Annotated in this window: 22 protein-coding genes; 12 read left to right on the forward strand and 10 right to left on the reverse strand. The window is 63.0% G+C overall.

All coding sequences use genetic code 11. The annotated features are described in order from the left end of the window. The 4 genes from AC1DWF_RS10220 to AC1DWF_RS10235 all read right to left on the reverse strand — a co-directional run. A partial coding sequence (locus AC1DWF_RS10220) for an ABC transporter permease (protein WP_476841651.1) occupies positions 1-713 on the reverse strand: 713 nt, incomplete at its 3' end. Continuing rightward, positions 710-1597: an ABC transporter permease gene (locus AC1DWF_RS10225; protein WP_476788847.1), complete on the reverse strand. Its 888-nt coding sequence runs from the start codon at positions 1595-1597 to the stop codon at positions 710-712. The genes AC1DWF_RS10220 and AC1DWF_RS10225, both read right to left, overlap by 4 nt. Continuing rightward, positions 1594-2694 carry an ABC transporter ATP-binding protein gene (locus tag AC1DWF_RS10230; RefSeq protein WP_476841652.1) on the reverse strand — a complete coding sequence of 367 codons (1101 nt, stop codon included), beginning with the start codon at positions 2692-2694 and terminating at the stop codon, positions 1594-1596. Before AC1DWF_RS10230 ends, AC1DWF_RS10225 begins: the two co-directional genes overlap by 4 nt. An 85-nt stretch (positions 2695-2779) precedes the next feature. After that, positions 2780-3814: an ABC transporter substrate-binding protein gene (locus tag AC1DWF_RS10235; RefSeq protein WP_476785481.1), complete on the reverse strand. Its 1035-nt coding sequence runs from the start codon at positions 3812-3814 to the stop codon at positions 2780-2782. A gap of 171 nt (positions 3815-3985) precedes the next feature. Here AC1DWF_RS10235 and AC1DWF_RS10240 point away from each other — a divergent pair, with 171 nt between their 5' ends. Then, positions 3986-4747, forward strand: a complete 762-nt coding sequence (locus tag AC1DWF_RS10240; RefSeq protein WP_476785482.1) for a FadR/GntR family transcriptional regulator — start codon at positions 3986-3988, stop codon at positions 4745-4747. After that, entirely contained in the window at positions 4744-6441 is a 1698-nt protein-coding gene (locus tag AC1DWF_RS10245; protein ID WP_476841653.1) for an AMP-binding protein, read from the forward strand. Before AC1DWF_RS10240 ends, AC1DWF_RS10245 begins: the two co-directional genes overlap by 4 nt. A 13-nt stretch (positions 6442-6454) precedes the next feature. Here the strand turns inward: AC1DWF_RS10245 and AC1DWF_RS10250 are convergent, their stop codons facing one another. From AC1DWF_RS10250 to AC1DWF_RS10260, 3 genes are read right to left on the reverse strand one after another with little or no spacing between them, the layout of a single operon-like run. Continuing rightward, a complete protein-coding gene (locus AC1DWF_RS10250; protein WP_476788846.1) occupies positions 6455-7264 on the reverse strand; it encodes an enoyl-CoA hydratase/isomerase family protein in 810 nt (269 codons plus the stop codon). 17 nt (positions 7265-7281) lie between these two features. Then, entirely contained in the window at positions 7282-8274 is a 993-nt protein-coding gene (locus AC1DWF_RS10255; RefSeq protein WP_476841654.1) for an MDR family oxidoreductase, read from the reverse strand. 38 nt (positions 8275-8312) lie between these two features. Next, positions 8313-9062, reverse strand: coding sequence for a FadR/GntR family transcriptional regulator (locus AC1DWF_RS10260; RefSeq protein ID WP_476788844.1), 750 nt, complete (start codon positions 9060-9062; stop codon positions 8313-8315). A gap of 143 nt (positions 9063-9205) precedes the next feature. On the opposite strand from AC1DWF_RS10260, the gene AC1DWF_RS10265 reads away from it, so the two are divergent. From AC1DWF_RS10265 to AC1DWF_RS10300, 8 genes are all read left to right on the forward strand, one after another. Further along, entirely contained in the window at positions 9206-10609 is a 1404-nt protein-coding gene (locus AC1DWF_RS10265) for an FAD-binding oxidoreductase (protein ID WP_476788843.1), read from the forward strand. 9 nt (positions 10610-10618) lie between these two features. Continuing rightward, a complete protein-coding gene (locus AC1DWF_RS10270; RefSeq protein ID WP_476785834.1) occupies positions 10619-14131 on the forward strand; it encodes an indolepyruvate ferredoxin oxidoreductase family protein in 3513 nt (1170 codons plus the stop codon). A gap of 123 nt (positions 14132-14254) precedes the next feature. Next, positions 14255-14530, forward strand: a complete 276-nt coding sequence (locus AC1DWF_RS10275; RefSeq protein ID WP_476804306.1) for a WGR domain-containing protein — start codon at positions 14255-14257, stop codon at positions 14528-14530. Between the two features lie 291 nt (positions 14531-14821). Beyond that, positions 14822-16015, forward strand: coding sequence for a plasmid partitioning protein RepA (gene repA, locus AC1DWF_RS10280; RefSeq protein ID WP_476788841.1), 1194 nt, complete (start codon positions 14822-14824; stop codon positions 16013-16015). Between the two features lie 11 nt (positions 16016-16026). After that, positions 16027-17076 (forward strand): plasmid partitioning protein RepB, encoded by a 1050-nt coding sequence (gene repB / locus AC1DWF_RS10285; protein ID WP_476804307.1) that lies wholly within the window; start codon positions 16027-16029, stop codon positions 17074-17076. A 257-nt stretch (positions 17077-17333) separates the two neighbouring features. After that, positions 17334-18542 (forward strand): plasmid replication protein RepC, encoded by a 1209-nt coding sequence (gene repC, locus AC1DWF_RS10290; protein WP_476788839.1) that lies wholly within the window; start codon positions 17334-17336, stop codon positions 18540-18542. A gap of 102 nt (positions 18543-18644) precedes the next feature. After that, positions 18645-19016: an antitoxin Xre/MbcA/ParS toxin-binding domain-containing protein gene (locus AC1DWF_RS10295; RefSeq protein ID WP_476786060.1), complete on the forward strand. Its 372-nt coding sequence runs from the start codon at positions 18645-18647 to the stop codon at positions 19014-19016. Then, positions 19009-19527, forward strand: a complete 519-nt coding sequence (locus AC1DWF_RS10300; protein ID WP_476841655.1) for an RES family NAD+ phosphorylase — start codon at positions 19009-19011, stop codon at positions 19525-19527. The genes AC1DWF_RS10295 and AC1DWF_RS10300 overlap by 8 nt, the downstream gene beginning before the upstream one ends. Positions 19528-19576: 49 nt before the next feature. Here AC1DWF_RS10300 and AC1DWF_RS10305 read toward each other — a convergent pair whose 3' ends face one another. Then, positions 19577-20764, reverse strand: coding sequence for a site-specific integrase (locus AC1DWF_RS10305; protein WP_476786058.1), 1188 nt, complete (start codon positions 20762-20764; stop codon positions 19577-19579). A 620-nt stretch (positions 20765-21384) separates the two neighbouring features. Here AC1DWF_RS10305 and AC1DWF_RS10310 point away from each other — a divergent pair. Further along, a complete protein-coding gene (locus tag AC1DWF_RS10310) occupies positions 21385-24066 on the forward strand; it encodes an autotransporter family protein (protein ID WP_476841656.1) in 2682 nt (893 codons plus the stop codon). Positions 24067-24259: 193 nt separating this feature from the next. Next, positions 24260-24586 (forward strand): hypothetical protein, encoded by a 327-nt coding sequence (locus AC1DWF_RS10315; protein WP_476786857.1) that lies wholly within the window; start codon positions 24260-24262, stop codon positions 24584-24586. Positions 24587-24736: 150 nt separating this feature from the next. Here the strand turns inward: AC1DWF_RS10315 and AC1DWF_RS10320 are convergent, their stop codons facing one another. After that, on the reverse strand, positions 24737-24925 hold the full coding sequence (locus AC1DWF_RS10320) for a hypothetical protein (protein ID WP_476804309.1): 189 nt from the start codon (positions 24923-24925) through the stop codon (positions 24737-24739). A gap of 168 nt (positions 24926-25093) precedes the next feature. Further along, positions 25094-26815: an ABC transporter substrate-binding protein gene (locus AC1DWF_RS10325; protein WP_476841657.1), complete on the reverse strand. Its 1722-nt coding sequence runs from the start codon at positions 26813-26815 to the stop codon at positions 25094-25096. Between the last annotated feature and the right edge of the window lie 120 nt (positions 26816-26935).

Genomic DNA, 26935 nt, shown 5'->3' on the forward strand with positions numbered 1-26935 from the left:
AAATTGAAGCGCAGATAGTCGAACAGTTCCAGCGGCAGCGTGTTCTGGCCGATCGACTTGAGCAGCAGCGAGATGTTGAAGATGTCGAAGGAGATGACGAAGGCGAACAAGCAGCCAGTGATGATGCCCGGCTTGATCGCCGGCAGCGTCACACGGCGGAACGTCATCCAGCCGCCGGCGCCCAGGCTGCGCGCCGCTTCTTCCTGCGAGCGGTCGAAGTTGAACAGCGCGGAGGACACATTGAGGAAGACATAGGGGAAGGTGACGACGATGTGGCCGATCTGGATACCGATGGAATAGTCGGTGCCGACCCGGATTTCGTAGAAATAAAACAGCAGCGCAATCGCGGTCAGGATCTCCGGAACCAGCAGCGGAGCGGTCATGATCAGGCRGAAATAATCGCGTGCGACGGTCGCATGACGGGCGACGTAGATYGCCGCAAGCGTGCCGATCACGCCATTGACGATTGTCGACACCGCGGCGATCTGGATCGAATAGAGCGTGGCGTCGAGGAAACGCTTGTTTGAAAACAGCGCCTCGAACCAGCGCATTGAAAAGCCCTCGAGCGGAAAAGCCAGGAACTCGCCCGAATTGAACGACAGCAAGACCACCAGCACGATCGGGAACATCAAGAAGATGTAGATCGAAGCGACCAGGGCCGTGAACAGCCGGTCCCAGATCGTCTTTTCGACGCCACTCGATACGCGTGTCATGGCAGCCTCCGCATCGCGCGCGCCGTAAGCCTGAGATAGAGCCCGACGAAGATGACTGCCACCGCCGCCATGATGATGGCGAGTGCGGCACCTGCCGGCCAGCGGAAATTGTCGACCAGATATTGCACCACCAGCACCGACATGGTGCGTCCGCCGGTGCCGCCGAGCATGGCGGGTGTGACATAGGCGCTGATCGAAAGCACAAACACCAAAATGGTGCCGGCCTGGATGCCAGGCATGCTGAGCGGCAAGGTCACTTTCAAGAATGTGCGCATGCGCGAGGCGCCGAGCGAGCGCGACGCCATGGCGAGATCGGGGCTTATCGCCTGCAGATTGCCGAGCAGCGGCAGGATGATGAAGGGCAAGAAGACATGCGTCAGCGCGATCGTCACGCCGAGCGAATTGTTCATCAGCTGGAGCGGGAAGCTGATCAGGCCGACGGCCTTGAGCGCCTGGTTGGCAACGCCGTTGTTGGACAGGATGATCATCCAGGCAAAGGTGCGCACCACCAGCCCGACAAGCAGCGGCGACAGAACGAAGATGTAGAGCAGGCTTGTCCAGCGTGAGCGTGACATGGCAAGGTGATAGGCGACCGGGTAGCCGAGCAGCAGCGATAGCACGGTGACGGTTGCGCCGATCAGCAGGGTCCGGCCGAGAATGCCCCAGATGTAGAAGTCGGCAAGTGCTGTCGTGTAGTGCGCCAGCGTGAAGCCTTCACCATAGACCGCGCGGGTCGAAGCCTCGCGCAGGCTCATGGTGATGATGGTCAGGTATGGCAGGGCAAAAAAGCCGATCAGCAGCACAAGTGCCGGCACGATCATCCAGGTGGCGCTGCCGCGACTGCTGCGGCTTTCAAGGCGCGGCGCTGCTTCGACCACACTCATGACGCCAAAAGCCATGTGTCGCGCGCGGCAAAGCCCAGCGCGACCTGTTCGCCGACCTCGAGCGGATTGCGGCCATTGACGTCGACGATGACGCGGTCGCCGCTGGCGAGCTTGACGGCGAGCTGGTTGGCACTGCCCTGGTAGACCGAGTTGACCACAGCGCCGGCAAGCACGTTTTCGTCCCTGCCCGCATCCCCTGMCCCGGCCCCTTGCTGGTGGCCAGCCCCTTGCTTGCGGGTACGGATATTCTCCGGCCGGATCATGACCTGCACGGACGCTCCCTTGGCCAGGCCCGCCGGGCCAGTCGTGCCGATGCTGCCACTGGCGGTCTCGACCTTGTAGCTGTCGCCGCCCAATGCTTCGGCGACCTTGCCGCCGATCGTATTGGAGCGGCCGATGAAGCCGGCTACCGATTGCGAGGCCGGGCGTTCGTAGATCTCGCGCGGCGAGCCGAATTGCGAGATCGTGCCGGCGTTCATCACCACTATCTTGTCCGACATGACCATCGCCTCGGCCTGGTCGTGGGTGACATAGATGCTGGTGATGCCGACGCGCTGCTGCAGGTCGCGGATGAAGAAGCGCATCTCGTCGCGCAAGGTGGCGTCGAGATTGGCCAGCGGCTCGTCGAGCAGSAGCACGSRCGGCTCGRTGAYSAGCGCRCGCGCCAGCGCCACGCGCTGCTGCTGSCCGCCSGAGAGCTCGCGCGGATAGCGCTTGTCGTAGCCTTCAAGGCGCACCATGGCCAGCACGTCGGCGATGCGCCGCTGGCGATCATGCATCGAGACCTTGCGCACTTCGAGGCCAAAACTCAGGTTTTCAGCCACCGTCATGTGCGGAAACAGCGCGTAGGACTGGAACACCATGCCGATGTCGCGCTGCTCGGGCAGAGCGTGCGTGACGTCGCGCTCGCCAAACAGGATGCGGCCGCTGTCGGGCCGCTCGAAGCCGGCGATGCAGCGCAAGGTCGTTGTCTTGCCGCAGCCGCTTGGCCCCAAAAGCGAGACGAACTCGCCCTGGCCGATCGGGATCGAAATGTCCTTGAGGATGTGCAGATTGCCATACCGCTTGTTGATACGGTCGATGGTGAGTGCGGTCATCCGATGTCCTCGCGCAGTTTCCCTGCCGGGAGGCGGGGGCGCCTCCCGGTCACGCGTTTGCAGGCTGGTTGCTAAGGCCGGGGCCTCAGGTCATTTCCCGGTTCCAGCGGTCGGCGATCTCGGCCGCCTTGTCGACGTAGCTGTCCCAGTCGTAGCTCTTGATCTCGGCCATGCGCGGGCCGACGATCGGCGTGCGCGCCGACATCGCCGCGTCGACGACGGATGAGCTGTTGCTGGGCGAGGTGTAGAAAGCCTTGGCCATGTCCTGCTGCACCTTGGCGTCGAGGATGTAGTTCAGATAGGCGTGCGCGGCGTCCTTTTCGGCGCCGGTGCCAACCAGGTTGAACGACTGCTCGAAAGCGAGCACGCCTTCCTTGGGCGCGATGATCGCAACCGGTGCGCCCTTGTCCTGCAGCGTCATGATCTCGGTCCAGTCGACCGGGGCGATGATCGCATCGCCGCGGATCAGTGCTGTTGCCACCTCACCGCTCCACGATGCCTGCGTGAAGGGCAGCAGTTCCTTGATCTTGGCAAAAGCGGTATCGAAATCGTCCGGCCCGCTGCCAAACAGCTCGGCGACAAGGCGCAGGAACAGAACCGCGCCGGTGTTGCCGATCTGGTAGAGACCGGTCTTGCCCTTGAATTCCGGGTTTTCCCACAGATCGTGCCAGGAGGTGGGTGCGGTCTTCACCAGGTCGGTACGATAGGCGAGACCGATCGGCGAAACGATGGCGCGGATGCCCTTGGCGTCCTTGTTGATGAACTGCGGGAAGGTCTTTTGGGCGTTAGGCACCTTGGCGAGGTCGAAGGGCTCGAAGAAGCCTTCAGCGCGCAGCACGGCGGCAATATTCTCGTTGCCCATGAAGATGCTGTAGGGCGAACGGTCGCCGCCGGCGCGGATCTTGGCGACAAAGTCCTTGCCAAGCCCGACGTCGAGCTGCGGCTGGATGCCGGTGGCAGTGGTAAGGCCCGGCAGCAGGTTCTCTTCCCAGAACTTCGCCCACAGCCCGCCATAGGTCGGGACGACCAGCGACGATTGCGCCGATGCAAGTCGCGGCAGGGTCATTGAGGCAAAGATAGCCGTCGTACCGACGGCGAATTCACGCCTAGTCAGCTTCATCGGAAATTATCTCCCATGTTCCCACTGAAGTTCTTATTGTGGCTTGCGTCGCGGGTCGAAAGCGCAGCCCTGTTGGATCGAAGGCTTGCATTTTCTGACCAGACGGTCAACAATTTAGATATTGTAATATTGAAATAATAAGAAGCGGCCAACGAGGGAGAGAATACGCGCATGGAGGACGCCAAGCAGGCAGTCCAGGCGACCAAGAGCCTGGCACATCAGATCGCGACGGCGCTCCAGCAAGAGATCGTGCAGGGCACGCTCAGCGTCGAGGCGCGGCTGCCGTCAGAAGCCGAGATCGCGCAGCGTTTCGGCGTCTCGCAGCCAACGGTGCGCGAGGCACTCAAGATCCTGGCGGCGAAGAAGCTGGTGCGTTCCAAGCGCGGCCCCAATGGCGGCGTCTTCGTCAATGCGCCCTCGCTCACCGCAGCCAGCCAGATGCTACAGGAGATGACGACCTGGTTCGTCGGCCTCGGGGTCTTTGGCTTGAACGAAATTGTCGAAGCCCGGCTTTTGCTTGGCCGCACCTGCGTTCAGCTTGCCGCCGAACGCGCCACCAGCGCAGACCTCGAATCGATCGAGGCAACACTGGATGCTTTCGAGCGCGACGACATTTCCGACGAGGAATTTTGCCGGCTCGATGTCGCCTTCCACCATGCCATCGCCCAGGCAACCGGCAACAACGAGCTGCGCTTCATCATGCTGGTGGTCAACGACTCGCTGATCCCGGCAACCAACATGATCTCGTTCCGCTTCCGCGAGCGCGGCCGCGTCGTATCGCTACACGCCGATATCCTGGAAGCCTTGCGCGCCCGCAACGCGGCCGCCGCTACCGCCGCATTCGAAGAACTCATCGCCTATCAGTCGAGCGTCTATGAAAAGGCGTTGTCGGCACGGCAGGCCGATGTAGCCGAGAGGCAGGAAGCCCGATGAGTTTCCTGGTGGCCCCAGGCCAGGAGCTGATTGAAGAGCAGCTCCCGGACGGGCGCCGCCTTTATCGCAGTTCGACCCCCCTGCCCGGCGATCTGCCGGACATTTTTGCGCGGCTCGCCACATGGGCGGCCGAGCAGCCCGACAGGACCCTGTTGTCCGAGCCTGCCGATGGCGCCAGGCCCTCTATCAGCTATGGTGCCGCCCTTTCCCGTTCCCGCGCCATGCGACAGGTGCTTGCCAGCCTCCATGGCCTGCGCAAGGGCGATTGCGTGGCAACGCTGGCGCCTGCGGGCATCGATGCGCTGGTGCTCAAGTTGGCCTGTCTCTCGGGCGGTTTCGTTCATGCCGCGCTGCCCCCCTTCCCTTTCCGCGACGGTGTCGAAAGCCCCGCGACGAAGCCGTTTCTTGTCGCCGTCAAACCCACTCTGATTGTCGCACCGGCGGGCCACCCGGCCATCGAAGGCATGAATGCGGTTTCGCTTGCCGATCTTGTGCGCGAAAACGCGGGCGAAACGGCGTTCGATGCCGACGAACAAACCTCGCCCGATGACTGGGCGTCAATCTTCTTCACCTCGGGCAGCACCGGCGCACCCAAGGGCGTGCCGATAACGCGCGGCATGATTTCGTCCAACCAGGGCGCTATCGCCGCGATGTGGCCGTTCGTCGCCGAAACCCCGCCGGTGCTGGTCGACTGGCTGCCGTGGCATCATGTTTTCGGTGGCCTCGACAATATATTCAAGGTGATCTGGAACGGTGGCGCTATGCATGTCGATGCCGCGCCCAGCCCATCTACAATGGCTGCGAGCGTGCGGATCATGGAGGAGGTTTCTCCGACCATGCATATCGCCGTGCCGCTTGGTCTGAAATTGCTGCTTGACCGGTTGGAGAATGATGAGCCAGCCGCGCGCGCCTTCACCGGCAAACTACGGGCGATCTTTTTTGCCGGTGCAGGTATCGATGCCGAGCTGTGGCGCCGGCTCGCCCATTTCCGCGACAGGCATGGCGATTTCCAGATCCTGTCAGGCTATGGCGCGACCGAGGCCGCCTCGACTATCACGCTGTCGCCGGCGCCGCTGGAGCGGCCGGGTGAACTTGGCCATCCCCTACCTGGGCACCAGCTCGCGCTGGTCGATATCGACGGCCGCAGCGAATTGCGTGTTTCAGGCCCCAACATAGCACCTTGCTACCTCATCGAGGGCGGCAGGGTCGAACTGCCCAAAGATGAGTTTGGCTTTTACCGCACCGGCGACGCTGCTGTGCTGCTTTCGCGCTCGGACGGCATTCCGGTTTTCGGCTTCGATGGCCGTCTTGCCGAGGACTTCAAGCTGTCGAGCGGGGTCAAGGTGCGCACCGGCCCGCTGCGCGCTGGGTTGTTGGCGCAATGCGCGCCGCTGGCCGACGACATCGTGATTTCAGGCGAGAACCGCGAGCGGCTGGTGGCGCTGATTCTTGCCTCGGCGGCGGGCAAGGATCGCGTTGATGAACTTAGCGCGCGCATCGCCGGCTGGAACGCGGCCAATMCCGGCGGTTCGACAATGATTGCTCGCTTTGATCTGGCGACAACACCAGCAGAGCGCAGCAAGGGCGAACTGTCGGACAAGGGGCAGATCGTGCAGTCACGTTTTCTGCGCAACAACGCGGAACTGTTCGAGGCGCTGCAGGCAGGTGGAGGTCAGGCGCCCAGGGGCGCCTGACGCATGATCCAATTCAATCGAGATCGCGGAACGGCTTTTCGCGGATGTCGAGGAATTCCTTCAGCGAATGCTCCTTGAGCAGCCGCATCCAACTACGCCCCTCTTCCGAGCCATGCAGGATCGCGGTGGTTTCGCGGTTATAGGTCCACGAGCTTTCCAGGCCTGCGGTCTGCTGCTGGTGGTTGAGCGCTGCCTTGGCGAACTTGATCGAAGCGCCGGGCATGCGGGCGCATTTGCGCGCCAGCTTTTCTGACTCGGCCTTCAACTGGTCGCGCGGCACCGCCTTGTTGACGAGGTGGATGCGCGCGGCCTCGCGGCCGTCGACCAGGTCGCCGGTGTACATCAGGTGGCGGGCATGGATCATCGGCACCGTCCAGGGCAGCATCAGCGTCGGCGGCGCTGAGACGTGGCGCACTTCCGGCTCGCCCAGCATCGCGTCCTCGGCGGCGATCGTCATGTCGCAGCACATCATCAGCTCCAGCCCGCCGGCCAGCGCATAGCCATTGACGGCGGCGATGATCGGGATCGGCGCTTCACGGATGAACTTCATGCGGCGCATATTGGCGCCGATGTCCTCGCGCCAGGCCTCGGTGTCCATCTCGAAATCTTCGCCGCCGAGATCAAAGCCCGCCGTGAACGCCCGGCCTGCGCCGGTGATAATCACCGCGCGGATTTCAGGATCCTTGATCGCACGGTCGATCGCCGCCTCAAGCGCGTCACCGAGCTCCTGGTTCATGGCGTTCATCTTGTCGGGACGGTTGAGGGTCAAGGTGACGAACGCGTCCTCGGCGTCCTTTTCCCAGATTACGACTTCGCTGGTCATGGTCTCTCCCGTTCCCTTCACGCGATTTCGATGACGACGCGGCCGCGCACGGCGCCCGCCAGGATGCGGTTGGCGAGCTCGGGCAGTTCGGCCATCTTGTGAACTTCGGTCATCGCCGAAAGCTTTGTCCGGTCGAGATGATCGGCCAGCGTCAGCCACGCCTTCTGGCGCTTGGGCAGCGGTGCGTAAACGGAATCGACGCCGATCAGCGCTACGCTGCGCAGGATGTGCGGCATGACGGTACCAGGCAGGTTATGGCCGCCGGCAAGCCCGCAGGCAGCGACAGCACCACCATAGATGGTCTGGGCCAGCGCATTGGCAAGCGTCGACGAGCCGACAGAATCCACAGCCCCGCTCCAGCGCTCCTTCTGCAGCGGCTTGACCTCGCCGGCGAGCTCAGCGCGTTCGAGGAAGGAGGTGGCGCCCAGCGAACGCAGGTAATCATGCGTCTCGGCGCGGCCGGTGGAGGCAACGACGGTGTAGCCCTTGGAGGAAAGCAGGCTGACGGCGGTGGAGCCGACGCCGCCGGCAGCACCAGTCACCAGCACTTCGCCCGTGCCGGGCTGGATGGTGCCCCAATTCTCAAGCGCGTCGACGCAAAGGGCAGCCGTGTAGCCGGCCGTGCCGATCGCCATCGCCTGTTCCATCGAAAACGCGTCGGGCAGGCGGATCAGCCATTCCGRCTTCAGCCGCTGGAAACGCGTGTAGCCGCCCCATTCGGTTTCCGACATGCCCCAGCCATTGGCGACGACGCGGTCGCCGACCTTCCATGCCGGCGAGCGCGACTCGACCACGGTTCCAGCGATATCGATGCCGGCGACCATCGGCAGGCGGCGCGCGATGCGGCCCTTGCCCGATACGGCGAGGCCGTCCTTGTAGTTGAGGCTCGAATAAGCGACCTCGACCAGCACGTCATGGTCGGGCAGGTCGGCCTTGGTGATCTCGCGGAAGCCGGCGCGCGGCTTGCCGTCGACATCTTCCAGCATCAAAGCTGTGAAAGTCTCGCTCATGATAGTCTCCAGGAAATCATAGGGGTAAATCTCGTGCGTCAGCCTGATATGGCTTCGCGTTCGGCGCGCCGCGCCAGGCTGATCGCATAGCTTTGGCGAACATAGGTCAGGAGCTCGGAAAGCACAGAGGTTGCGGCTTTGGCATCGCGCGCTTCCAGTGCCGACACGAGCCGTTCGTGGAAGTCGGCCACGGTGCTGCGCTCGCGCACATGCGACACGATCATGTTGGTGATCGGCATGAAGGCCTCGACCACCGTGTACATCATCAGGCTGAGCGGACCATTGCCGGCGGCCTTGACCACGGCGCGGTGGAAGCGAACGTCGGAGGCGCAAAAATCCTCGTCGCTGAGCGACTTGGAGCGCTGCAGCGCGATCTCGGTGCGCATCGCTGCCAGATCGGCGTCGCTGCGGCGTTCGCAGGCGAGCCGGGAGCAGATCGCCTCTGTCTCCAGCCTCGCGCTGATGATCTCGTCGATGTCGAAGGCGCCGACGCCGACCAGCAGCGTTGCAGCCCCTGTTATCGCCGACGATAGGCCCTCCGGATCTGGGCGGCTGACAAAGGTGCCGCCGGTCGGCCCGCGCTGCGAACGGATGAGGTTCTGGGCTGCGAGCCGCTTCAGTGCCTCGCGAACGGTTGGCCTTGAGATGCCAAAGCTCTTCGCCAGATCCTCTTCGGTCGGCAGGCGTTCGTCGATCTGGAGCCGGCCGTCGAGAATGGCCGCGCGGATCTTGTCAGCGACCTGCCGGGCAACGCCTGTGCGCACCACGTCTTGATATTCGATCGGCATTCGACCTCCGTCGGTGCGACCTGCAAGGCCGTCACCCGTCTCGACATGCGAATAAACAATATAGGTTTGACAAATATTGCAAGCGAAATAAGCTGACCCGAGACAGCGCCCGGAAATGGCTTCCTCCGGGCCATCCAGGCATCATGGCGCGACCGACCGATCAGGTTCTTTCCACCCTTCAAACGCGGCTCGACAAGGCAGCGATCCTTGTGGGCGACGCCATCGACCCGCGCTACAGCGACGACCTTTCCGGCGAGCCGGGCGCCCGGCCCGAACTTGTGCTGCGCCCGCGCGACGCCCACGAAGTCGCTGAGATCCTCAACGCCTGCAACGCTGCGCGGCTGCCTCTGGTCGTCCAGGGCGGCCGCACCGGACTTTCCGGCGGGGCGAGGGTATTGGCGGGCGAGGCGGTGCTTTCGCTCGAACGCATGACAGCCCTGCAAGACGTCGAGCCGACCGCCGGTACCATCATCGCCGAGGCCGGTGTTCCTTTGCAGATCGTGCAGGAAAAAGCCGATGCGGCGGGGCTGGTCTTTGGCGTCGACATCGGCGCGCGTGGCACCGCCACCATCGGCGGCAACATCGCCACCAATGCGGGTGGCATTCGCGTGCTGCGCTACGGCAATTTCCGCGCCCAGGTGCTGGGACTGGAAGCCGTGCTCGCCGACGGTACGGTGCTGTCCTCACTCAAAGGGCTTGCCAAGGACAATTCCGGCTACGATCTGAGCCAGCTTTTCATCGGCAGCGAAGGCACGCTCGGTGTGGTCACTCGCGCCTGCCTCAAGCTACATCCCAAGCCCGTCACCCAGTCGGCCGCCTTCTGTTCGGTGCCCTCGCTCGATGCGGCCTTTGGCCTGCTCAAATTCCTGCGTGGCCGTCTTGGCAATCTGCTTTCCGGCTTCGAAGTCATCCTGGCGCCTTTGATGGGCGACATGGTCTCGTCCCTCGGGCTGACCGCTCCGGTTGCGCTTTCATCGCCTGTCTATGTGCTGACCGACATCCAGGGCATGGCGCCGGGCGCGGACGAGGAAGCCTTCACCGAGGCCCTTTCGCAAGCGATCGAGGACGGGCTGGTCGAGGATGTCGTGCTGTCGCAGTCGGAGCGCGAGTTCCAGGCGCTGTGGACCCTGCGCGACGACTGCAACCGCTTCCTGTTTGCCGAAGGCGCGATGCTCAGTCTCGATGTCAGCCTGCCGCTGCCGCGCATGGGCGAGTTCCTCGATCTGGCCAAGGCAGGCCAGACGCGCGCCGACCCAGTGGCGCGGGACTATGTCTTCGGCCACCTCGGCGACGGCAACCTGCATTATGTCGTGCGCACCGACAGGCCCAATGAGGTCGCCAAGGCGGTGTTCGACAGCGTCGCGCAAACGGGTGGCTCGATCTCGGCCGAGCACGGCATCGGTCTCGACAAGAAGGCCTATCTGCATCTGGCGCGGACGCCCGCCGAACTCGCTGCGATGCGCCGTCTCAAGGCAGCGCTTGACCCGCGTAACATCCTCAATCCGGGCCGCATCTTCGACATGCCGCCTGCCCCGCTCAACGTCTGAGAATCCACCATGACTGCAGTGAAGTCCCCCGATGATGGCGCCCAAAAGGTCGACATGCCCTCAGCGCTCGACGAGCGCTACACGCTCGAGCGCGGACGTATCCTTGTATCCGGCACGCAGGCGCTGGTGCGCCTGCCGATGGTCCAGCGCCAGCGCGACCTCGCGGCTGGCCTTAACACGGCGGGCTATGTCTCGGGCTATCGCGGCTCACCCTTAGCCGGCTTCGATCGCGAAATGGGCAGCGCCAAGAAATATCTCAAGGCCAGCCACGTCGTTTTCCAGCCCGGCCTCAATGAGGACATGGCGGCGACTGCTGTGTGGGGCACGCAGCAGACAGGCATGTTTCCTGGCGCGCGTTACGATGGCGTCTTTTCGATGTGGTACGGCAAGGGCCCCGGCGTCGACCGCACCATGGACGTCATCCGTCACGCCAACGCTGTCGGCACCAGCAAGCATGGCGGCGTGCTGCTGCTCGTCGGCGACGACCACGGCGCGGTGTCCTCGACCTTGCCGCACCAGAGCGAGCACAATCTGATTTCGGCCATGGTGCCGCTGCTGTCGCCGGCGGGCGTCGGTGAATATATCGACTACGGGCTGCTCGGCTGGGCGATGAGCCGCTATTCCGGCGCCTGGGTCGGTTTCAAGTGCCAAACCGAAATCGTCGAATGCTCGGCGAGCGTCGACCTCAATCCGACGCGCCTTGAGATCGTCACGCCCGACCTGCCCCTGCCGGCTGATGGCCTGTCGATGCGATGGCCCGACGGGCAGCAGGCGATGGAGCGCAGGCTCGAGACCAAGCTTGCGGCAGTGCTGGCCTTCGCCCGTGCGAATCGCCTCGACCGGCAGGTCTGGCCCTCCTCCAAGGCAAGGCTCGGCATTGTCTCGACGGGCAAATCCTGGCTCGACCTCAAGGGCGCGCTGTCGCTACTTGGCATCGATGAAGCCCGCGCCGCCGAACTCGGCCTCCGCCTGTACAAGGTCGGCATGGTCTGGCCGCTGGAACCGGAAGGCTTGCGCGAATTCGCTGACGGGCTGGAACAGGTCCTCGTTGTCGAGGAAAAGCGCCCCGTCATCGAAGAGCAGATCAAGTCGCAGCTGTTCAACCTGGCCGGCGACCGCCGGCCGCAGGTGTTTGGCAAGACGGGCCCGGACGGATCCCCTCTTCTGCCGTCGATCGGCGAAATCGGCGCGCTGTCGGTGGCCCGCGCCATCCTGCAATGGCTTGGCCCGAAAGATGCTGGCCTTGCCGCGCGCGCTGTACAGCTGTCAACCGTCGGGCTCCCCTCCCCTGTTGAGCCCGGCCTACTCAACCGCGAGCCCTATTTCTGCTCGGGCTGCCCGCACTCCACTTCGACAGTCGTGCCCAAGGGCAGCCGCGCCTCGACCGGCATTGGTTGCCACATGATGGTGATCGGCATGGAGCGCGACACCTCGACTTTCACCCAGATGGGCGGCGAAGGCGGCTCGTGGATCGGGTTGTCGCCCTTCACCGACGAGAAGCACATCTTCGTCAATATGGGCGACGGCACCTATTTCCATTCCGGCCTGCTCGCCATCCGCGCAGGCATCGCCGCCAAGGTCAACGCTACCTACAAGATCCTTTACAATGACGCCGTCGCCATGACGGGCGGCCAGCGCCATGACGGCGAGCTCTCGGTGGCCTCGATCGTCGGCCAGGTCCTGGCTGAAGGTGCCAAGCAGGTCGTCGTCGTTTCCGAACGGCCACAGCTGCTGGCTGGCGAGCTGCCGCGCTCGGTCAATGTACGCCATCGCGACGAGCTTGATCAGGTGCAGCGCGAGTTGCGCGAGGTCGAGGGCGTCACGGTGCTGGTCTACGATCAGGTCTGCGCCGCCGAAAAGCGCCGCCGCCGCAAGCGCGGCACCTACCCCGTCTCGCCCAAGCGCGCCTTCATCAACGAACTGGTCTGCGAAGGCTGTGGCGACTGCTCTGCGGTGTCGAACTGCATTTCCATCGAACCGCGCGAGACCGAGTTCGGTCGCAAGCGCGCCATCAACCAGTCGAGCTGCAACACCGACCTTTCCTGCACCAAGGGTTTTTGCCCCAGCTTCGTCACCATTGAAGGCGGACGCCTGCGCAAGCCGCGCGCCAAGGCCGCCGGTGGCGTAGATGCCAGCCTTGCCGAGCCCAATCGCCCTGCCCTGGGCAACGAGCCCTATAGCGTGCTGCTCACTGGCATCGGCGGCACAGGCGTCATAACGGTCAGCGCGATCCTCTCACAAGCCGCCCATCTCGACGGGCTGTCGCTGGTGACACTCGACCAGACCGGCCTCGCGCAGAAAAACGGTGCGGTGGTCTCGCATATAAGGCTTGCCCGGCAACCCGAAATGCTGAACGCGGCGCGCATCGGGCCCGGCGAGGCCGATCTGGTGCTCGGCTTCGATCTTGTGGTCGCAGCATCGCAGAACGCCATCGCCACCTTCGGCAAGGGTCGGACCAAGGCCGTGGTCGACGACCATGTCGCCCCGACTGCATCCTTTGTGAAAGACACCACCATCGACTTCCGCGAAAGTGCCACTTTGCGGCGGTTGCGCAATGCCGGTGGCGAGGACGCGCTCACGACTTTGCCCGCCATGAAGCTCGCGACCGCGGTCTTCGGCGACGCCATTGCCGCCAACATGTTCCTGCTGGGCCACGCCTGGCAAAAGGGGTTTGTGCCGATCAGCCGCGAGGCGATCGAAAAGGCCATCGACCTCAATGGCGCTGGCGTCGCCATGAACCGTGCCGCCTTTGCGTGGGGCCGGCGCTCGGCCGAGGATATGGACTTCGTCAGCCGGCAGGCGGGCGTCCTGTCGTTGCCCGCCGGCGAGGCAAAGACTCTCGACGAGATCGTCGCGCGCCGCGTTGATTTCCTCACCGGCTATCAGAACGCCGCTTATGCCGGGCGCTATCGTGCGCTGGTCGATAAAGCGCGGCGTGCCGAGACGGCGATTGCTGTGCCAGGGCAGGAAGCCTTCGCCCATGCGGTCGCCAAGGCCGCCTTCAAGCTGATGGCCTACAAGGATGAATATGAAGTGGCGCGGCTGCATCGAGATCCGGCGTTCCGGCAAAAGCTCGCCGAGCAGTTCGAAGGCGACTTCAAGCTGCAGTACAATCTGGCGCCGCCCATGCTGACCCGCACCGATCCGCGCACCGGCCATCCGGCCAAGATCGCCATTGGCCGCTGGATCGAGCCAGCCTTCGCGGTGCTCGCCCGTCTCAAGGGCCTGCGCGGCACGCGCTTCGATCCGTTTGGCCGCACCGCCGAGCGCAAGATGGAGCGGCGCCTGACCGCCGACTATGTCGCGCTGGTCGAAGACCTGATCACGCGGCTTTCGGCGGACAATCTGCGCGCCGCGACCGAACTCGCGGCACTGCCGGACGAGATCCGCGGTTACGGACACGTGAAGCTCGCATCTGTTGAGCGTTTTGAAAATCGCAAGGTCGAGTTGCTCGCAGCCTTTGCGGAAGCCGCGGAAATCGCAGGCGGCCTGAGCCTCACTTCGGTAGCATCAATAGGCTGAATCGATCACGGCTGATCGATTCAGCACTTTCACTGGACGGTGGATTCGTCGCGCGCGATTCTGCCTGATATGGACCAGCCGACCTCCCCATTGCATCTTGAGCGCCGCGACCGGAGCCGAAACATGGCCCGGTTCTATTGCCTGTCGGTTGAGCAGTCGCTGTTTGGCGATACGGCTTTGGTGCGCGAAGGGGGTCGCATAGGAACCTCGGGGCGTCGTCGCCTTGATCTCTTCGCCGACGTTGCCAGGCGCAGATGGCTTTGCGCCGCCTGGCGGCTTCCAAGATCAAGCGCGGCTATCTCGACGCGCGTTGACAGCTGTCAACGACCTAGTGATAGGGCCGAAACGATCGCCGTCATGGGCCGTTTCGTTTCCGTCACAATGGTTAATTTGCGTTAACTATAAACAAGTTGACTCGACTCGACCTCTCCAGCACCTTTGTTACGGCAAATCGTCGTAATTCGATGTGTCCGGCGTAACCGCTTCAGCAAACCGTTATCCACGCTCCGCCACGTTAAAATGTGGGAAGGYGTAACCCGGATTCGGATTCTGAAGCGAATCGGCGCATAAATCTTAACGAAGCCTGACGGCGGGTCGCGAGCGACCGGTGCTGGATGGCGAGAGGGGACTAAAGACTTGGTAGGGGCAGTTCAAGCACGGGCGGAAAACGCGAGCGAAGAGGCCGAGGTCGTGGCGACCGATCGTGCCATTGCGCGCGACGCCGAGATGTTGTCGGCGCAATTGCAAGCGATGCGCGACCGGCTGTTTTCGCCGACCTCGAAGAAGGTCTTGCGCAAGTTTTCGAGCGGCGAGGCGGCGCGTCTGATCGGCGTCACTGACGGCTATCTGCGCCAGCTCTCCATCGCCGGCGAAGGCCCGCAGCCGGAGACCGGGGCAGGGGGGCGTCGCTACTACGCGCTCGACGACATCAACGGGCTGCGTCGGCATCTCGCCGAGCAGAATCCGACCAAGGCGCGGCATTACCTGCCGCGGCGCGACGCCGTGCGCGGCGAGCATATGCAGGTGATCGCCGTCACCAACTTCAAGGGCGGCTCGGGCAAGACCACCACCAGCACGCATCTCGCCCAGCATCTGGCGCTCGCCGGCTACCGCGTGCTTGCCATCGACCTCGATCCGCAGGCGTCGATGTCGGCGCTGCTCGGCTACCAGCCCGAGCTAGACCTCGATGGCAACGACACGCTTTATGGCGCGATCCGTTACGACGAGGAGCGTCGGCCGCTCTCCGAGATCATCCGCCGTACCTATTTCGACGGGCTCGACTTTGTGCCGGGAAATCTCGAACTCCAGGAGTTCGAGCACACCACGCCGCAGATGCTGGCGGCGCGCCAGGCTGGCGACAGCAAGGCGATGTTTTTTGCCCGGGTGCAGGAGGCGCTGCAGACTGTTGCCGACGAGTATGACGTCGTTGTCATGGACTGCCCGCCGCAGCTCGGCTTCCTGACGCTATCGGCGCTCTGTGCTGCGACCTCCGTGCTGGTGACCATTCACCCGCAGATGCTCGACGTCGCCTCGATGAGCCAGTTCCTATTCATGACCGCCGATCTGCTGTCGGTGGTGCGTGAGGCGGGTGGCGAGCTGAATTTCGATTTCATGCGTTACCTGATCACGCGTTACGAGCCCAATGACGGGCCACAGACGCAGATCGTCGGCTTCCTTCGCTCGCTGTTTGGCGATCGCGTTTTGACGGCACCCTTGGTCAAGTCGACGGCATTTTCCGACGCCGGCCTGACCAAGCAGACGCTTTACGAAGTGGCGCGAGAGAACTTCAGCCGCGTTACCTACGACCGCGCGATGGAATCGTTGACAGCTGTCAACGGCGAGATCGAAGCCTTGATGCTCAAAGCCTGGAACCGGGCAGGCTGAGGGAGGCGCACATGGCACAGAATCGCAAGGATCAGCTCAAGGCACTTTTCGGCGCGGCGGACCCGGCACCAATGGCTGTGGGCCCAACCGTGAAGGCGCTGGAAACAAAATCAGCCGAAACAGAAGCCGTGCGGCCGCGCAGCGCTTCGGGTGCTGTGAAGGCGATGGGGCTTTCGCTCGGCGGTCTTTCCAGGGAGATCGAGGAGGCGCGCCAGATCAAGGCAAGTCTCGACACGGCCGAGCGCGTCACCCAGATCGATACCGCGCTGATCGAAGCGTCCTTCGTTGCCGACCGGCTAGATCACGGCGCGCAGGACGACGACTTCGAGGCGCTGGTCGCCAGCATCGAGGCTTCCGGCCAGCAAGTGCCGGTGCTTTTAAGACCGCACCCTGACAAGCCCGGCCGCTATCAGACTGCCTATGGCCATCGTCGTGTGCGGGCGGCAAACAGGCTCGGCATTCCCGCGCTGGCGATCGTACGGGTGCTCTCCGACGTCGAGCTGGTGTTGGCCCAGGGCAAGGAAAATTCCGAGCGGCGCGACCTGTCCTTCATCGAGCGCGCGTTGTTTGCCCATGAACTGATTGGACGTGGCTTCGAGCGTGGGCTCGTCCAGGATGCGCTGTCGCTGCACAAGGCCGAGATGACGCGCTTCCTGCAGGTCGCCGATGCTGTACCAGAACGTATCGTGCGCGCCATAGGTGCCGCGCCCAAGGTCGGTCGGCCGCGCTGGATGGCGCTCGCCGAACTGCTCAAGAGCGAGGCGTCGCGCGTCAAGGCTGAAGACGAGGTATCAAGTTCCCGCTTCCTTGCTGCTTCGAGCGATGAGCGCTTCAACTTCTTGTTCACGCGGCTGCAGCGCAAGGTCAAGGCCGATGGCGCACGCGAAATCCGCAATGGCGAGGGCAGGGCGGTGGCGCATCTGAGCGTCGCCAAGGGCAAGGCCCGCGTCGACTTCGTGGAAAAGGTTTCCGACGGTTTTGAGGATTTTCTGGGCGAGGAGCTGCCCAAGCTGTTGGAAAGGTTCAAACAGGAGCGCGGCCAATCGGCCGGGCAAAACTAAATTATCCACGCCCCCGCGAATCGGGCGCATGCTTCAATGCAGCACCCCGCGGAAGTGGAGCGTAGGGCGTCAGTGCCAAATGTGTAGAGGACTGGAAATAGAAGGATAACCGGCAAGAAAAAGGCCCCCGAAACGTCGCCATTCCGGAAGCCCTCATCAATGTAGCAATTGTGAGAGAATCATTTCCGGGCTGACTTGTCAACCACTGGACGCGTTCTGGAACGCCTTTGGCTTGCCTCGCAGTGAGGTAAACGAGGATGATCGAGCATATTTCGACGACGCCCTTTGGGCGGCGGTCGCTGTCGCTTGCCATGGTGGCAGGGCAGATGTCGGCCGACAATTGCGCCCCTGGCGCTAGCGCCAACAAATGGCAGGTGTTTCGCGCCGTCTGTGAGGCTAAGGGACTGCTGGGGGCGAGCGATCGCGCTCTGGCTGTGCTCAACGCGCTGCTGACCTTTCATCCGGACACGGATCTGGTGGAAGGGGAGGGGCTGGTGGTGTTTCCGTCCAACACGCAGCTTGCGCTTCGTGCGCATGGCATGGCGCCGGCAACGCTCAGGCGGCATCTGTCGGTGCTTATCGACTGCGGCCTTGTGGTGCGCCGCGACAGCCCCAATGGCAAGCGCTACGCCCGCAAGGGCTTTGACGGTTCGATCGAGCAGGCTTTTGGGTTCGACCTTTCCCCGCTTCTGGCACGTGCCGAAGAGTTCGAGCATATGGCCGAGGCTGTCAGGGCCGAGCGCCGGGCATTGCTGCTCGTACGTGAGCGCATCACCATCCTGCGCCGCGACATCGCCAAGATGATCGCGTTCGGCCTGGAGGAGGGCATCAAGGCCGATTGGCAGCGCCTGCATCTGGAGTATCGCGAGATCGCAGCAGCCATTCCACGTACGGCGAGCAGGCTTGAGCTTGAGCCAATTGCCGCTGAGCTTGCTCTGCTTGCCCAAGAGGTGCGCAAGATACTGGAAAGCCACGTTAAAACTGAAGAAACAAGCGGCAATGAGTCTCATTTCGAGCGCCACATACAGAATTCAAATACACAACCTTATGAATTTGAACCCGGCCCAGAAAAAGACCAGGGGACGACCGTTGCGGTGAAACTGGAGACCAAGAGCCAGCCACCAACGGGATATCCGCTTGGCATGGTGCTGCGTGCCTGCCCGGATATTGCCGATTACGCACGAAACGGCATTTCGGGCTGGGCCGATCTGGTGGAAACGGCGAATTTGGTGCGCGGCGCCCTTGGCGTCAGTCCGGATGCGTGGAACCAGGCCTGCGAGGCGATGGGGGCGGTGGACGCAGCGATCATGGTGGCGGCGATGCTGCAGCGGGGTGAGGCGATTGCAAGCCCGGGCGGTTACCTGCGCAGCCTCACAGCCAAGGCCAACGCCGGAGAGTTCTCCATCGGACCGGTGCTGATGGCGCTGCTGCGGGGCAGGGGAGGGGCCCAGGCCAAGGCAGGGTGACCGACAGCTGCCGATTGCTTGAAGAAGTCGGTTGAGCTTGAATTGAGCGTCAAATGAGCACATATTGATCACATGGATATCAAACTACGACAGGAGCGGGTTATGACGGCTCAGAGTTTGGGAATGTCGGCGGCCCATTTCGGTGACGCCCGGTCGCCCTTTCTGTCGGCGCGGCGCGTGTCGGAACTGCTGGGTGTGACCCAGTCCGAGCTTGCCCGGCTTGTCGGTGTCGCCCGCAATACGCTGACGGCGCGGTCGGGCGCGCGCAAGGTCGATCAGGCGCTGAGCCCGGTCGTGCGCATTCTGGCGATGGCTGCCGAGATGGCGGGCGACGAAAACCGCGCTGTAATCTGGTTCAAGCATCAGCCGATCCCAGGCTGGGCGGGGAAGACGGCCTACGATCTGGTCGGCGAGGGCAAGGCCGACAAGGTTCTGGCCTATCTGGAGGCGGTGCGCTCCGGCGTTTATGCCTGAAGCTTCTACGCAGCAGGTCCGCACGCTGTGGAGAGCCTTTGTGCCGCRCTGGGCGCACATGCCGTTGTCAGGCGAGGGTGCTGCACGCTTTGGCGGACGCTGGAATCCGGTCGGTGCGTCGGCACTTTATGCCGCTTGCGAGCTTTCCACCGCCTGGGCCGAATATAATCAGGGTTTTGTCCAGCATCCGGCATTGATCGCACAGCTTGAATTGTCGGATGCGAGGCTGGCCGATCTGACTGATACCGCGGTGCTGGAGGGGCTCGGCGTTGATCCGTCGATTCACAGATGCGAGTGGCGCGCCGATCTAGACGAGGGCCGGACGCCTGAAACCCATCTGCTGCGGCAAAGGCTGCTGTCTCAGGGCTTTGAAGGTGTCGTCTACCCCTCCTTCATGTCGCCGGGCGGCAGCTGCGTTGCCTTGTGGCACTGGAACGGCGCGGGCAAGCCTTCACTGAAGGTGATCGACCCCGATCAACGCTTGCCGAAAACGCCTGTTTCCTGGCTGTGAAGCAGGTTAGCGGCCACTGCGCTGCCTAGGATGAAGCGTCCGCTTCCGGTCAAACGATCAAGCGTGCGGCTCTTCCGAGCTTGCGTTCGGCATCGTTGTAATAGGCCGAGGCCTGGTTGACCGAGCGGTGTTGCGACTGCTGCATGGCGTCGAGCAGCGGAATGCCGCGCCGGCCCGCTTCGGTGAGATAGCCCGAGCGTAGGCCATGCGCCGAAAATTCCTGGGGGTCGAGCCCGGCTTCGGCGATGCGGCGCTTGAGGATCAGATTGACCGCCTGCGGGGTCAGCGCGCGGCGCTGGAGATGGCCCCAACGGTCGATGGCGCGGAACACCGGCCCCTCGCTGAGCTGTGCCTGGGCGATCCAGTCCTTGAGCAGCGTTACCGGGCGGCCGATCAGCAACACCTCGCTGCGGCTGTCTCCGTCGGTGGTTTTGGTCCGACCGAGTTTTATCGCCACGCAGGGTATTTTTTCGCCGTCGGGGTCGTGCGGATCGGCCGGCACCGGCTCTTGTTCCATCAGTTGGTCGAGGCGAAGAGCAGCAATCTCGCTGCGCCGGCGGCCACCCGAAGCAAAGGCGGCGATCAGCAGCGCCCGGTCGCGGCCATCGACAAGACTGTCGCCGCTGCAGGTCTTCAGCACCGCCGCCAGAATGTCTGACGTGACCGCCTTTTGGCTCTTGCGCTGAGACGGCCGATCCGTGGCGCGTATGGCGAGCTTGAGCGCACTTTTGAGGCCAGGCGCGTTGAAATCTCCGAGCAGGCCGCGCCATTTGGTTAGCGTCGACCAGCTCGACAGCTTGCGCCGCACCGTAGCTGGCGCATGTGGTCTTTCCTTCACCTTAAGCAGGCCCTGGGCGACCAGGGCTGCCGCCACCTCGCTGGGCATGCCGTGGGCGGTATCGCTCAGGCGGTGGACAGGATCCCACAAATGATGGGCGACGAATTTCAGCAACAGCGTTTCCGGCGCTGGCCACGGCAGTTCCATGCCTGTTGCGGCGAGTGCCCAGGCCTCGAGATAAAACAGATCAGACGTGAGAGCCCGCAGCGAGTTTGGGCCGAGGCCCTGGCTGGCGAGGTGGCGCAAGGTTGCGACGTCGTCGTCGCTGAGGACGCCGGCGAGCTGGGTGCGGCGGTCGAACGGCAAGACGGCATCGAGCGCATCCAGCGCTTCGGCCCGGCGGGCAACGGCTTCGGCAAAGTCACGCTGGGCGTTGGAAGCTGCGGGCAGTTTGGCCATGAGGTGCCTTTTGAGCGGATTTCCTGGGCCGCGCGCGGCCATGTCTGGCACGAATTTGAGCGATTTCGACTCTGAAATCCATCATTATCGATAAGAGGTCATTATCGATATGGAAAGATCGTTCGTTTGCACCACGATGTGGCTAAAGTAAATGGCCGGATAGCTTTGTAATTGGAAAATGTATTAAGGTTAATCAATGGCTTACAAGTAGCCTCTAGGACGCCGTGCATAATCCTGGTGGGTAACCGGCGCAGATTTGGGGGCAGTGGCGCATCGCTGGGCAATTGTGAAACTCGCTTTCTCGACCGCTGCATCAGGGTGAGCGTCGGGCTCGACCCGAGATCGACATTTTCGCCGAGGAATTGACTGGCGCGATTGCCGCCGACGGTCCTTCGCAGATCCGAAGAGTTGGAATGCGACTGCCAGGGTGTCTCCCTGCGGCAACACTGCACCCCATTTCCGTGGCGCCGCGCCTGCGGTGGACGGTTTGCGCTTCTGGATTCGGCCGGATCACGACATGATTGCTTCTGATGCTGCCGACTAGCGTACGGCAGCATCGGGTACGGGGGGCTGGACTCGCAGGCTGCCAAGGGCGCCTTGCGGAGAAGGAGACGGTGCCCATGCGCGCACCCGCCCGCGGACCGCTCGTTCGACTGCGGACACGACGCTTTGCACACATCAGATTGTTTACGACAGTTGCGCTTGCAACAGCCTCTATAGTTCCGGCACACGCCCAGTCCACCGATTGGACCGGCGCGGTCTCCTCCAATTGGTTTCTGGCTGAGAACTGGACTGCCGGCTTTCCCAGGCAGACGATAGACGGAAACATCAACACGGTGACGCGGAATTCTACGGTGGTCGCGAGCCCGGGCGCGTTGGCCCGAAATCTCGCCATCGGTCAAAACGGGACGGGAATACTCGTTGTCCAAGGCGGCGGGACATTGGCCGATTCCTCCGGTGCGATCRGCAATTTACCTGGCGGGCGGGGCACGGTGACAGTGACCGGAGCGGGCTCCAACTGGTCGAATGCCGGAAACGTCGTGATCGGCGGCCAGGGCACGGGCACGCTCACAATCCAAGGCGGCGGCAGCGTGAATAGCGGCAGCAGCTCCATCGGATTGTCTCAAGGGTCCACGGGCAYGGTGACCGTGGCCGGCCCGGACTCCGTCTGGGTCAACGGAACAAGCGGCGGTCTCAATATCGGCAGTTTTGGTACGGGCACGCTCAAGGTCGAGAACGGCGGCAGAGTCATCAATGCCTCCGCCTTCGCCGCCAACATCGGCAGCGGTGCAGGCTCACAGGGCATGGTGACAGTGACCGGCGCACGCTCCACCTGGAGCAACACGTCGGGAGTTAACGTCGGCAACCTCGGCACCGGCACGCTGACCATAGCGGAGGGCGGCTTGGTCACCGGGCCTATCACGATCGCAAAGGGCGCCGGTTCGACCGGAACGCTCAACATCGGCGCGGGCGCCGGCAATCCGGCGGCGGCACCGGGCTCGCTGAGCACCGCGTCAGTCGAGTTCGGCGCCGGTACCGGCACGATCAACTTCAATCATACGGCATCGGGCTACGTCTTCGCGCCCGTTATCTCCGGTGGAGGAACGGTCAACCAGACCGGTCCGGGTACGACGATCCTGACTGGCGCCAACACTTACACGGGCGGCACCACGATCTCGGCCGGCACGCTACGGGCAGGCGCTACCGGAGCCTTCAGTCCCAATTCCAGCTTTACGGTGGGCAGCGGCGGGACGCTCGACCTGGCCGGCTTCGACCAGACCATCCCCGGGCTCATCAACCATGGCGTCGTCCGCACCGGCGGATCGCCGGCCGCCGGCAAGGGCACGGTGCTTACCGTGGCCGGCGACTATACCGCCGGCAGCACACTTGCGCTGACCACGTTTCTAGGCGCCGATGGATCTCCCTCCGACCTCCTGCTCATCGACGCCGGCACTGCAACCGGCAATACGGGGATCGTCGTCACCAATGCCGGCGGCCCGGGCTTGCTGACGCGCGCGGACGGCATCAAGGTCGTCGATACGGTCAATGGCGGCACGACCGCTGCGGGCGCGTTCAGGTTGGGCGCGCCGGTGGTGGCGGGTCCCTACGAATACACGCTCGAGCGCGGCAGCGTGACCGGCGGCAACGGCGAGGCCTGGTTTCTGCGCTCGGCGCTCGACTGCGGGCTCGTCCCGACACTGCCCGAATGCGTAGGCCCGAAACCGCCGGTGCCGCCTGATGCCGCGGTGCCGCCGAACCCGACACCGCACTTCCGCCAGGAGGTCTCGCTCTATGCGGCGATGCCTGTCGCGACCGCGATCTACGGCCGCCGTATCATCGACACGCTGCACGAACGCATGGGCGGCAACGCTCAGGCGCTCGGCCCGGGCGCGGATGGCAGCTACGACAGTTCGCCCGATGGCCTATGGGGCCGGCTGATCGGCGCTTCCGGCCGCCGCGACGGCAATCCGCTCGGCATCTATGGCGGCGGACCCGAGTTCGACTACGGCTTCGGCGCGCTGCAGGCAGGCACCGACCTCTACCGCCGGGAAAGCCAGGATGGTGGACGCGACAACGCCGGCCTCTACGTCGCCTTCGGCCATGGCGAGGTCGATGTCACCCACCAACTGCTCGGCTTCAGCTTCAAGGGCGGCAAGGACGAGTTCAATGCCTTCAGCCTTGGCGGCTACTGGACGCATTTCGGACCGGGCGACTGGTATGTGGACGGCGTGCTGCAGGCGACTTGGTACGACGCATCGATGACGGGCAGGCGTGGCCTGCGCGCCGGCGAGACCGATGGCTGGGGCCTGGCTGCATCGCTGGAGGGTGGCTATCCGTTCGATCTCGGCAATGGATGGATTATCGAGCCGCAGGCGCAGCTTGTCTACCAGACCATCAACCTCTCCGGCTTCAATGACGGCTATGCCGACGTGCGCTACAGCAATGAAGATTCACTGGCCGGCCGTATTGGCGCTCGGCTGGCGCGGAGCTGGAACCTGGAGGAGCCGCAAGGCAATGATCCCGCCAAACCTGGCGAGCCGGTACGCCAAGCCTCGCTGTGGTTACGCGGCGACTTCTGGCATGAGTTCATTGCTGAGCCGACGACCGAGTTCTCCTCCGCCAGCGGGTTCGTGCCGTTCACCGTCGACGGCTTGCAAGACAACGTGTGGAAGCTCGACCTCGGCGGCAGCTGGGATTTCAACACCGACGCGACCCTTTACGGCAATGTCGGCTACGAGCAGAGCTTCGACGGCACCGCCCACGCCTGGGAGGGCAAGCTCGGCGTCAAGCTGACCTGGTAGATGTTGACCGGGAAGGTCCGCTTCAAAACCTAACCCAAACGTTCGCATCCGCGGCGAATGTCACGTTCTGGCGCGCAGATTTGCTTCGGTTGACGGGCCGCCGCTCCATGGTGGCGCGCCCCGACCAAAAGAACGACAGTGTTGCAGGTCGATTGCTGTAGGCGATGATGGGCACGTTCGGATAGGACTGGATTTGTGGGACATAATCATCGTGCCGCTGGGGCTGCTGATCTGGTTTGGCACAGCTCTGGTGCGGGTCGAAAACCAGCGCTACGCGCTGCTGCTCTGCATGTGCCCCCGTTACAACAACGATCCGGTGGTGGTTCCCGACTGCCGCGGCGTCGAAACCCGTAGTAGCTGGACGTGGCATTTCGCTTACGGCCGTGGATTGCCTGTTCCCCTCTCTCTGGTTTCGACGCCAGTGCAGTTATCTAGCCAAGCTACACCACCCCATGGAACAGGTTCAAGAATCTGGCGCCTGCAAATTAGCCTGCTGAAAAACATGCCTGACCGTTTCTGACGTAACGTCAGAACATCTCGTCACAGTGCGCCGCGGCTTGTCGGGCCGCCAACAAATCTGCCCCAGTTACTCCTGGTGGGGGTAACCGGGGCAGATTGGGTGGCAGTGGCGCATCGCTGGGCAGAGGCATGATCTGTGGCTAATCTATCGTCAGGTGCGGTCGGCCTCGGGTTCGATGCCCGCTGCAGAAGCGGGGGTGACAAGCAGCAACGCACCTGCGAGCGCGTTGAAACGCTCGCCCGGCGTCAGCTTCAGGAAGGTCGCGTGGTTTAGGAATATTCCCGGGAGTTGCTGGCTGTCAGTGGTGACGGTTAGCCTTAGCGTTGCCCGCATATGCATGAGTGAGATACGCGCGTGCGCTCGATACGTCGTTCCTCCTGCGCTGCTGCAACAGACGCACGTTCCTCCTGACGCACCGCCTAGTTTGGTTCGTCGCCTTCGAGTATAGGTTCGCCCAAATCGGTCGCGTCCAGCCGGCGCCGCAACGGGCGCCGGCTTGTTCTCAGTTCAACGTTCGAGCCAGAGATTGGTCCAGTCGCCTTCGACACCCAGCGCATAAGGCTGGTAGTTTTGCACCGCCCCGCTGCGATATTTCGGGTTTTTGTTGGCGATCAGCGGAATGACAGGCACGTCCGCCATCACGAGCTCATCGACTTCGGACCACAACTTGCCGGTCTCTTCCGGTGTCGTGGCATTGATCGCCTTGGCGGCGATCTCGTTGGCCTTGGGGTTGTTGTAGTCGGTGTAGTTGTAGGTTTGGTGCGTGCCGTTGAAGGTAAACTGCGGCTGGAACACGGAGCGTGCCGCGCCACCTAACCATTGTGGCGTCCAACCCGCAGGTGCGATATCCCAAATGCCGTCTTTCGTATTGACCGGGTTGGTCATGAATTTGGAATAATAGTCGGCGGCGGTGACCGGGCTGAGCTCCAGCTTGATCCCGGCGCGTGCCATGCTCGCCTGAATCGTGGCGGCCGTGGTCACTTCCATATCTTTACTGCGATACGGCATCTTGAGCGTAATCCCATCCCGAAACCCGGCCTCGGCGAGCAACTTCTTCGCCTTTTCGGGATCGCCCTTTGAATCTGGCGACGGATAGAGCTCGAACTTGTGATTTCCTAGCACGCCGAGACCGAAGATGCCGCCGACTGGCTCGGCGACTGCCGAGCCGCCCCACTGCTGTGCGACCGCCGCCTTGTCGACCGCATAGGCCAGCGCCTGACGAACCCGCAGATCCTTCAAAGCGCCGTTGTTGTTGTTCGATACGGTGTTGATGAACAAGAAATTGGTATTGCCGGCTGACATGGGCACCAGTTTCTCGTCCCCGCTGGCGACAAGCGTTGCCAGGATCGCGGTCGGAACATTGATGTCATAGGCGAGATCGGCGTCGCCAGACTGCAGCTGCTGCATGATAGCGTCGGGCTGCATGCCCATGGTGATCTCAATCTCGTCCACATACGCTTTGCGGAGAGGATCGCTCTCAACATTCCAGGCGGGATTGCGCACCAGCTTGAGGCTCGTATCGGGCGTGTATTCGCCGATCGTGTAGGGACCGCTGCCGATGTAATGAGCCCGATACTCCAGGCTGTCCGGAACATAATCGAGCGTCTCGATGGGAGCTGGCGCTGAATTGGGCAGCGTCAACATGTAGATGAAATCGCCTGCCCGTTCCTTGAGCTTGAAGACGACAGTCTGCTCATCCGGTGTCTCGATGCCAGTGACGTCGTTTTCCTCGATGAATTTTTTCATCGCCGCAACGGTCGGCTCGACCTTGGCAAAGCCATCGCAGAACTCGGAAAGCCCGGAAATCAGCGCCGTAAAATAGGTGAGCGTGGCCGCTTGCATGTGCGGGTTGCACGACCGTTTGAAACCACGCTCCACGTCGGCTGAAGTTATCTGACGCGATCCCGACGGTGCATTCCACATTGCGCCCTGGCGCAATTTGAAGGTGTAAGTTAGCCCGTTATCGGTGGGTTGCGGCACATCCGTCGCGAGGTCTGCGGCCGGCTTGATCGCAAGGACCGGATCGCTGGACGCCTCGTAGCTGATCAGTTGCCGGRAAATGGCTCGCATGAGATTTTGCGTCGCAACCATGCCGGTAAGGGCAGGGTCCATGTGATCCGGCTCACCCGTGGCAAGGATGCGCAGCGTGCCACCCTTCTGTGGTTCTTGCGCCTGAACGCTACCTGCTGCGATCGCACCCGTAAGAACCGCTATGGTCCACAGCCGCATCGAATTATTCCTAACGCGCATACGCTCCTCCTCCTTGAGCACTAGCATCAAGAGCACGTTAGGTGAAAAATTGTACTTTTGCAAAAAAATTATAGTGACACAATAATTATTGCACGATAA

Source organism: Aminobacter sp. P4_D5 (genome assembly GCF_056401815.1).

What these genes read in the sequence shown, in the direction of transcription:
- AC1DWF_RS10270 (WP_476785834.1), top strand. Translation starts at nt 10,619, where the DNA reads ATGACTGCAGTGAAGTCCCCCGATGATGGCGCCCAAAAGGTCGACATG.
- AC1DWF_RS10320 (WP_476804309.1), bottom strand. Translation starts at nt 24,925, where the DNA reads ATGCATATGCGGGCAACGCTAAGGCTAACCGTCACCACTGACAGCCAG.
- AC1DWF_RS10240 (WP_476785482.1), top strand. Translation starts at nt 3,986, where the DNA reads ATGGAGGACGCCAAGCAGGCAGTCCAGGCGACCAAGAGCCTGGCACAT.
- AC1DWF_RS10295 (WP_476786060.1), top strand. Translation starts at nt 18,645, where the DNA reads ATGACGGCTCAGAGTTTGGGAATGTCGGCGGCCCATTTCGGTGACGCC.
- AC1DWF_RS10250 (WP_476788846.1), bottom strand. Translation starts at nt 7,264, where the DNA reads ATGACCAGCGAAGTCGTAATCTGGGAAAAGGACGCCGAGGACGCGTTC.
- repB (WP_476804307.1), top strand. Translation starts at nt 16,027, where the DNA reads ATGGCACAGAATCGCAAGGATCAGCTCAAGGCACTTTTCGGCGCGGCG.
- AC1DWF_RS10235 (WP_476785481.1), bottom strand. Translation starts at nt 3,814, where the DNA reads ATGAAGCTGACTAGGCGTGAATTCGCCGTCGGTACGACGGCTATCTTT.
- repC (WP_476788839.1), top strand. Translation starts at nt 17,334, where the DNA reads ATGATCGAGCATATTTCGACGACGCCCTTTGGGCGGCGGTCGCTGTCG.
- AC1DWF_RS10260 (WP_476788844.1), bottom strand. Translation starts at nt 9,062, where the DNA reads ATGCCGATCGAATATCAAGACGTGGTGCGCACAGGCGTTGCCCGGCAG.
- AC1DWF_RS10225 (WP_476788847.1), bottom strand. Translation starts at nt 1,597, where the DNA reads ATGAGTGTGGTCGAAGCAGCGCCGCGCCTTGAAAGCCGCAGCAGTCGC.
- AC1DWF_RS10265 (WP_476788843.1), top strand. Translation starts at nt 9,206, where the DNA reads ATGGCGCGACCGACCGATCAGGTTCTTTCCACCCTTCAAACGCGGCTC.
- AC1DWF_RS10275 (WP_476804306.1), top strand. Translation starts at nt 14,255, where the DNA reads ATGGCCCGGTTCTATTGCCTGTCGGTTGAGCAGTCGCTGTTTGGCGAT.
- AC1DWF_RS10305 (WP_476786058.1), bottom strand. Translation starts at nt 20,764, where the DNA reads ATGGCCAAACTGCCCGCAGCTTCCAACGCCCAGCGTGACTTTGCCGAA.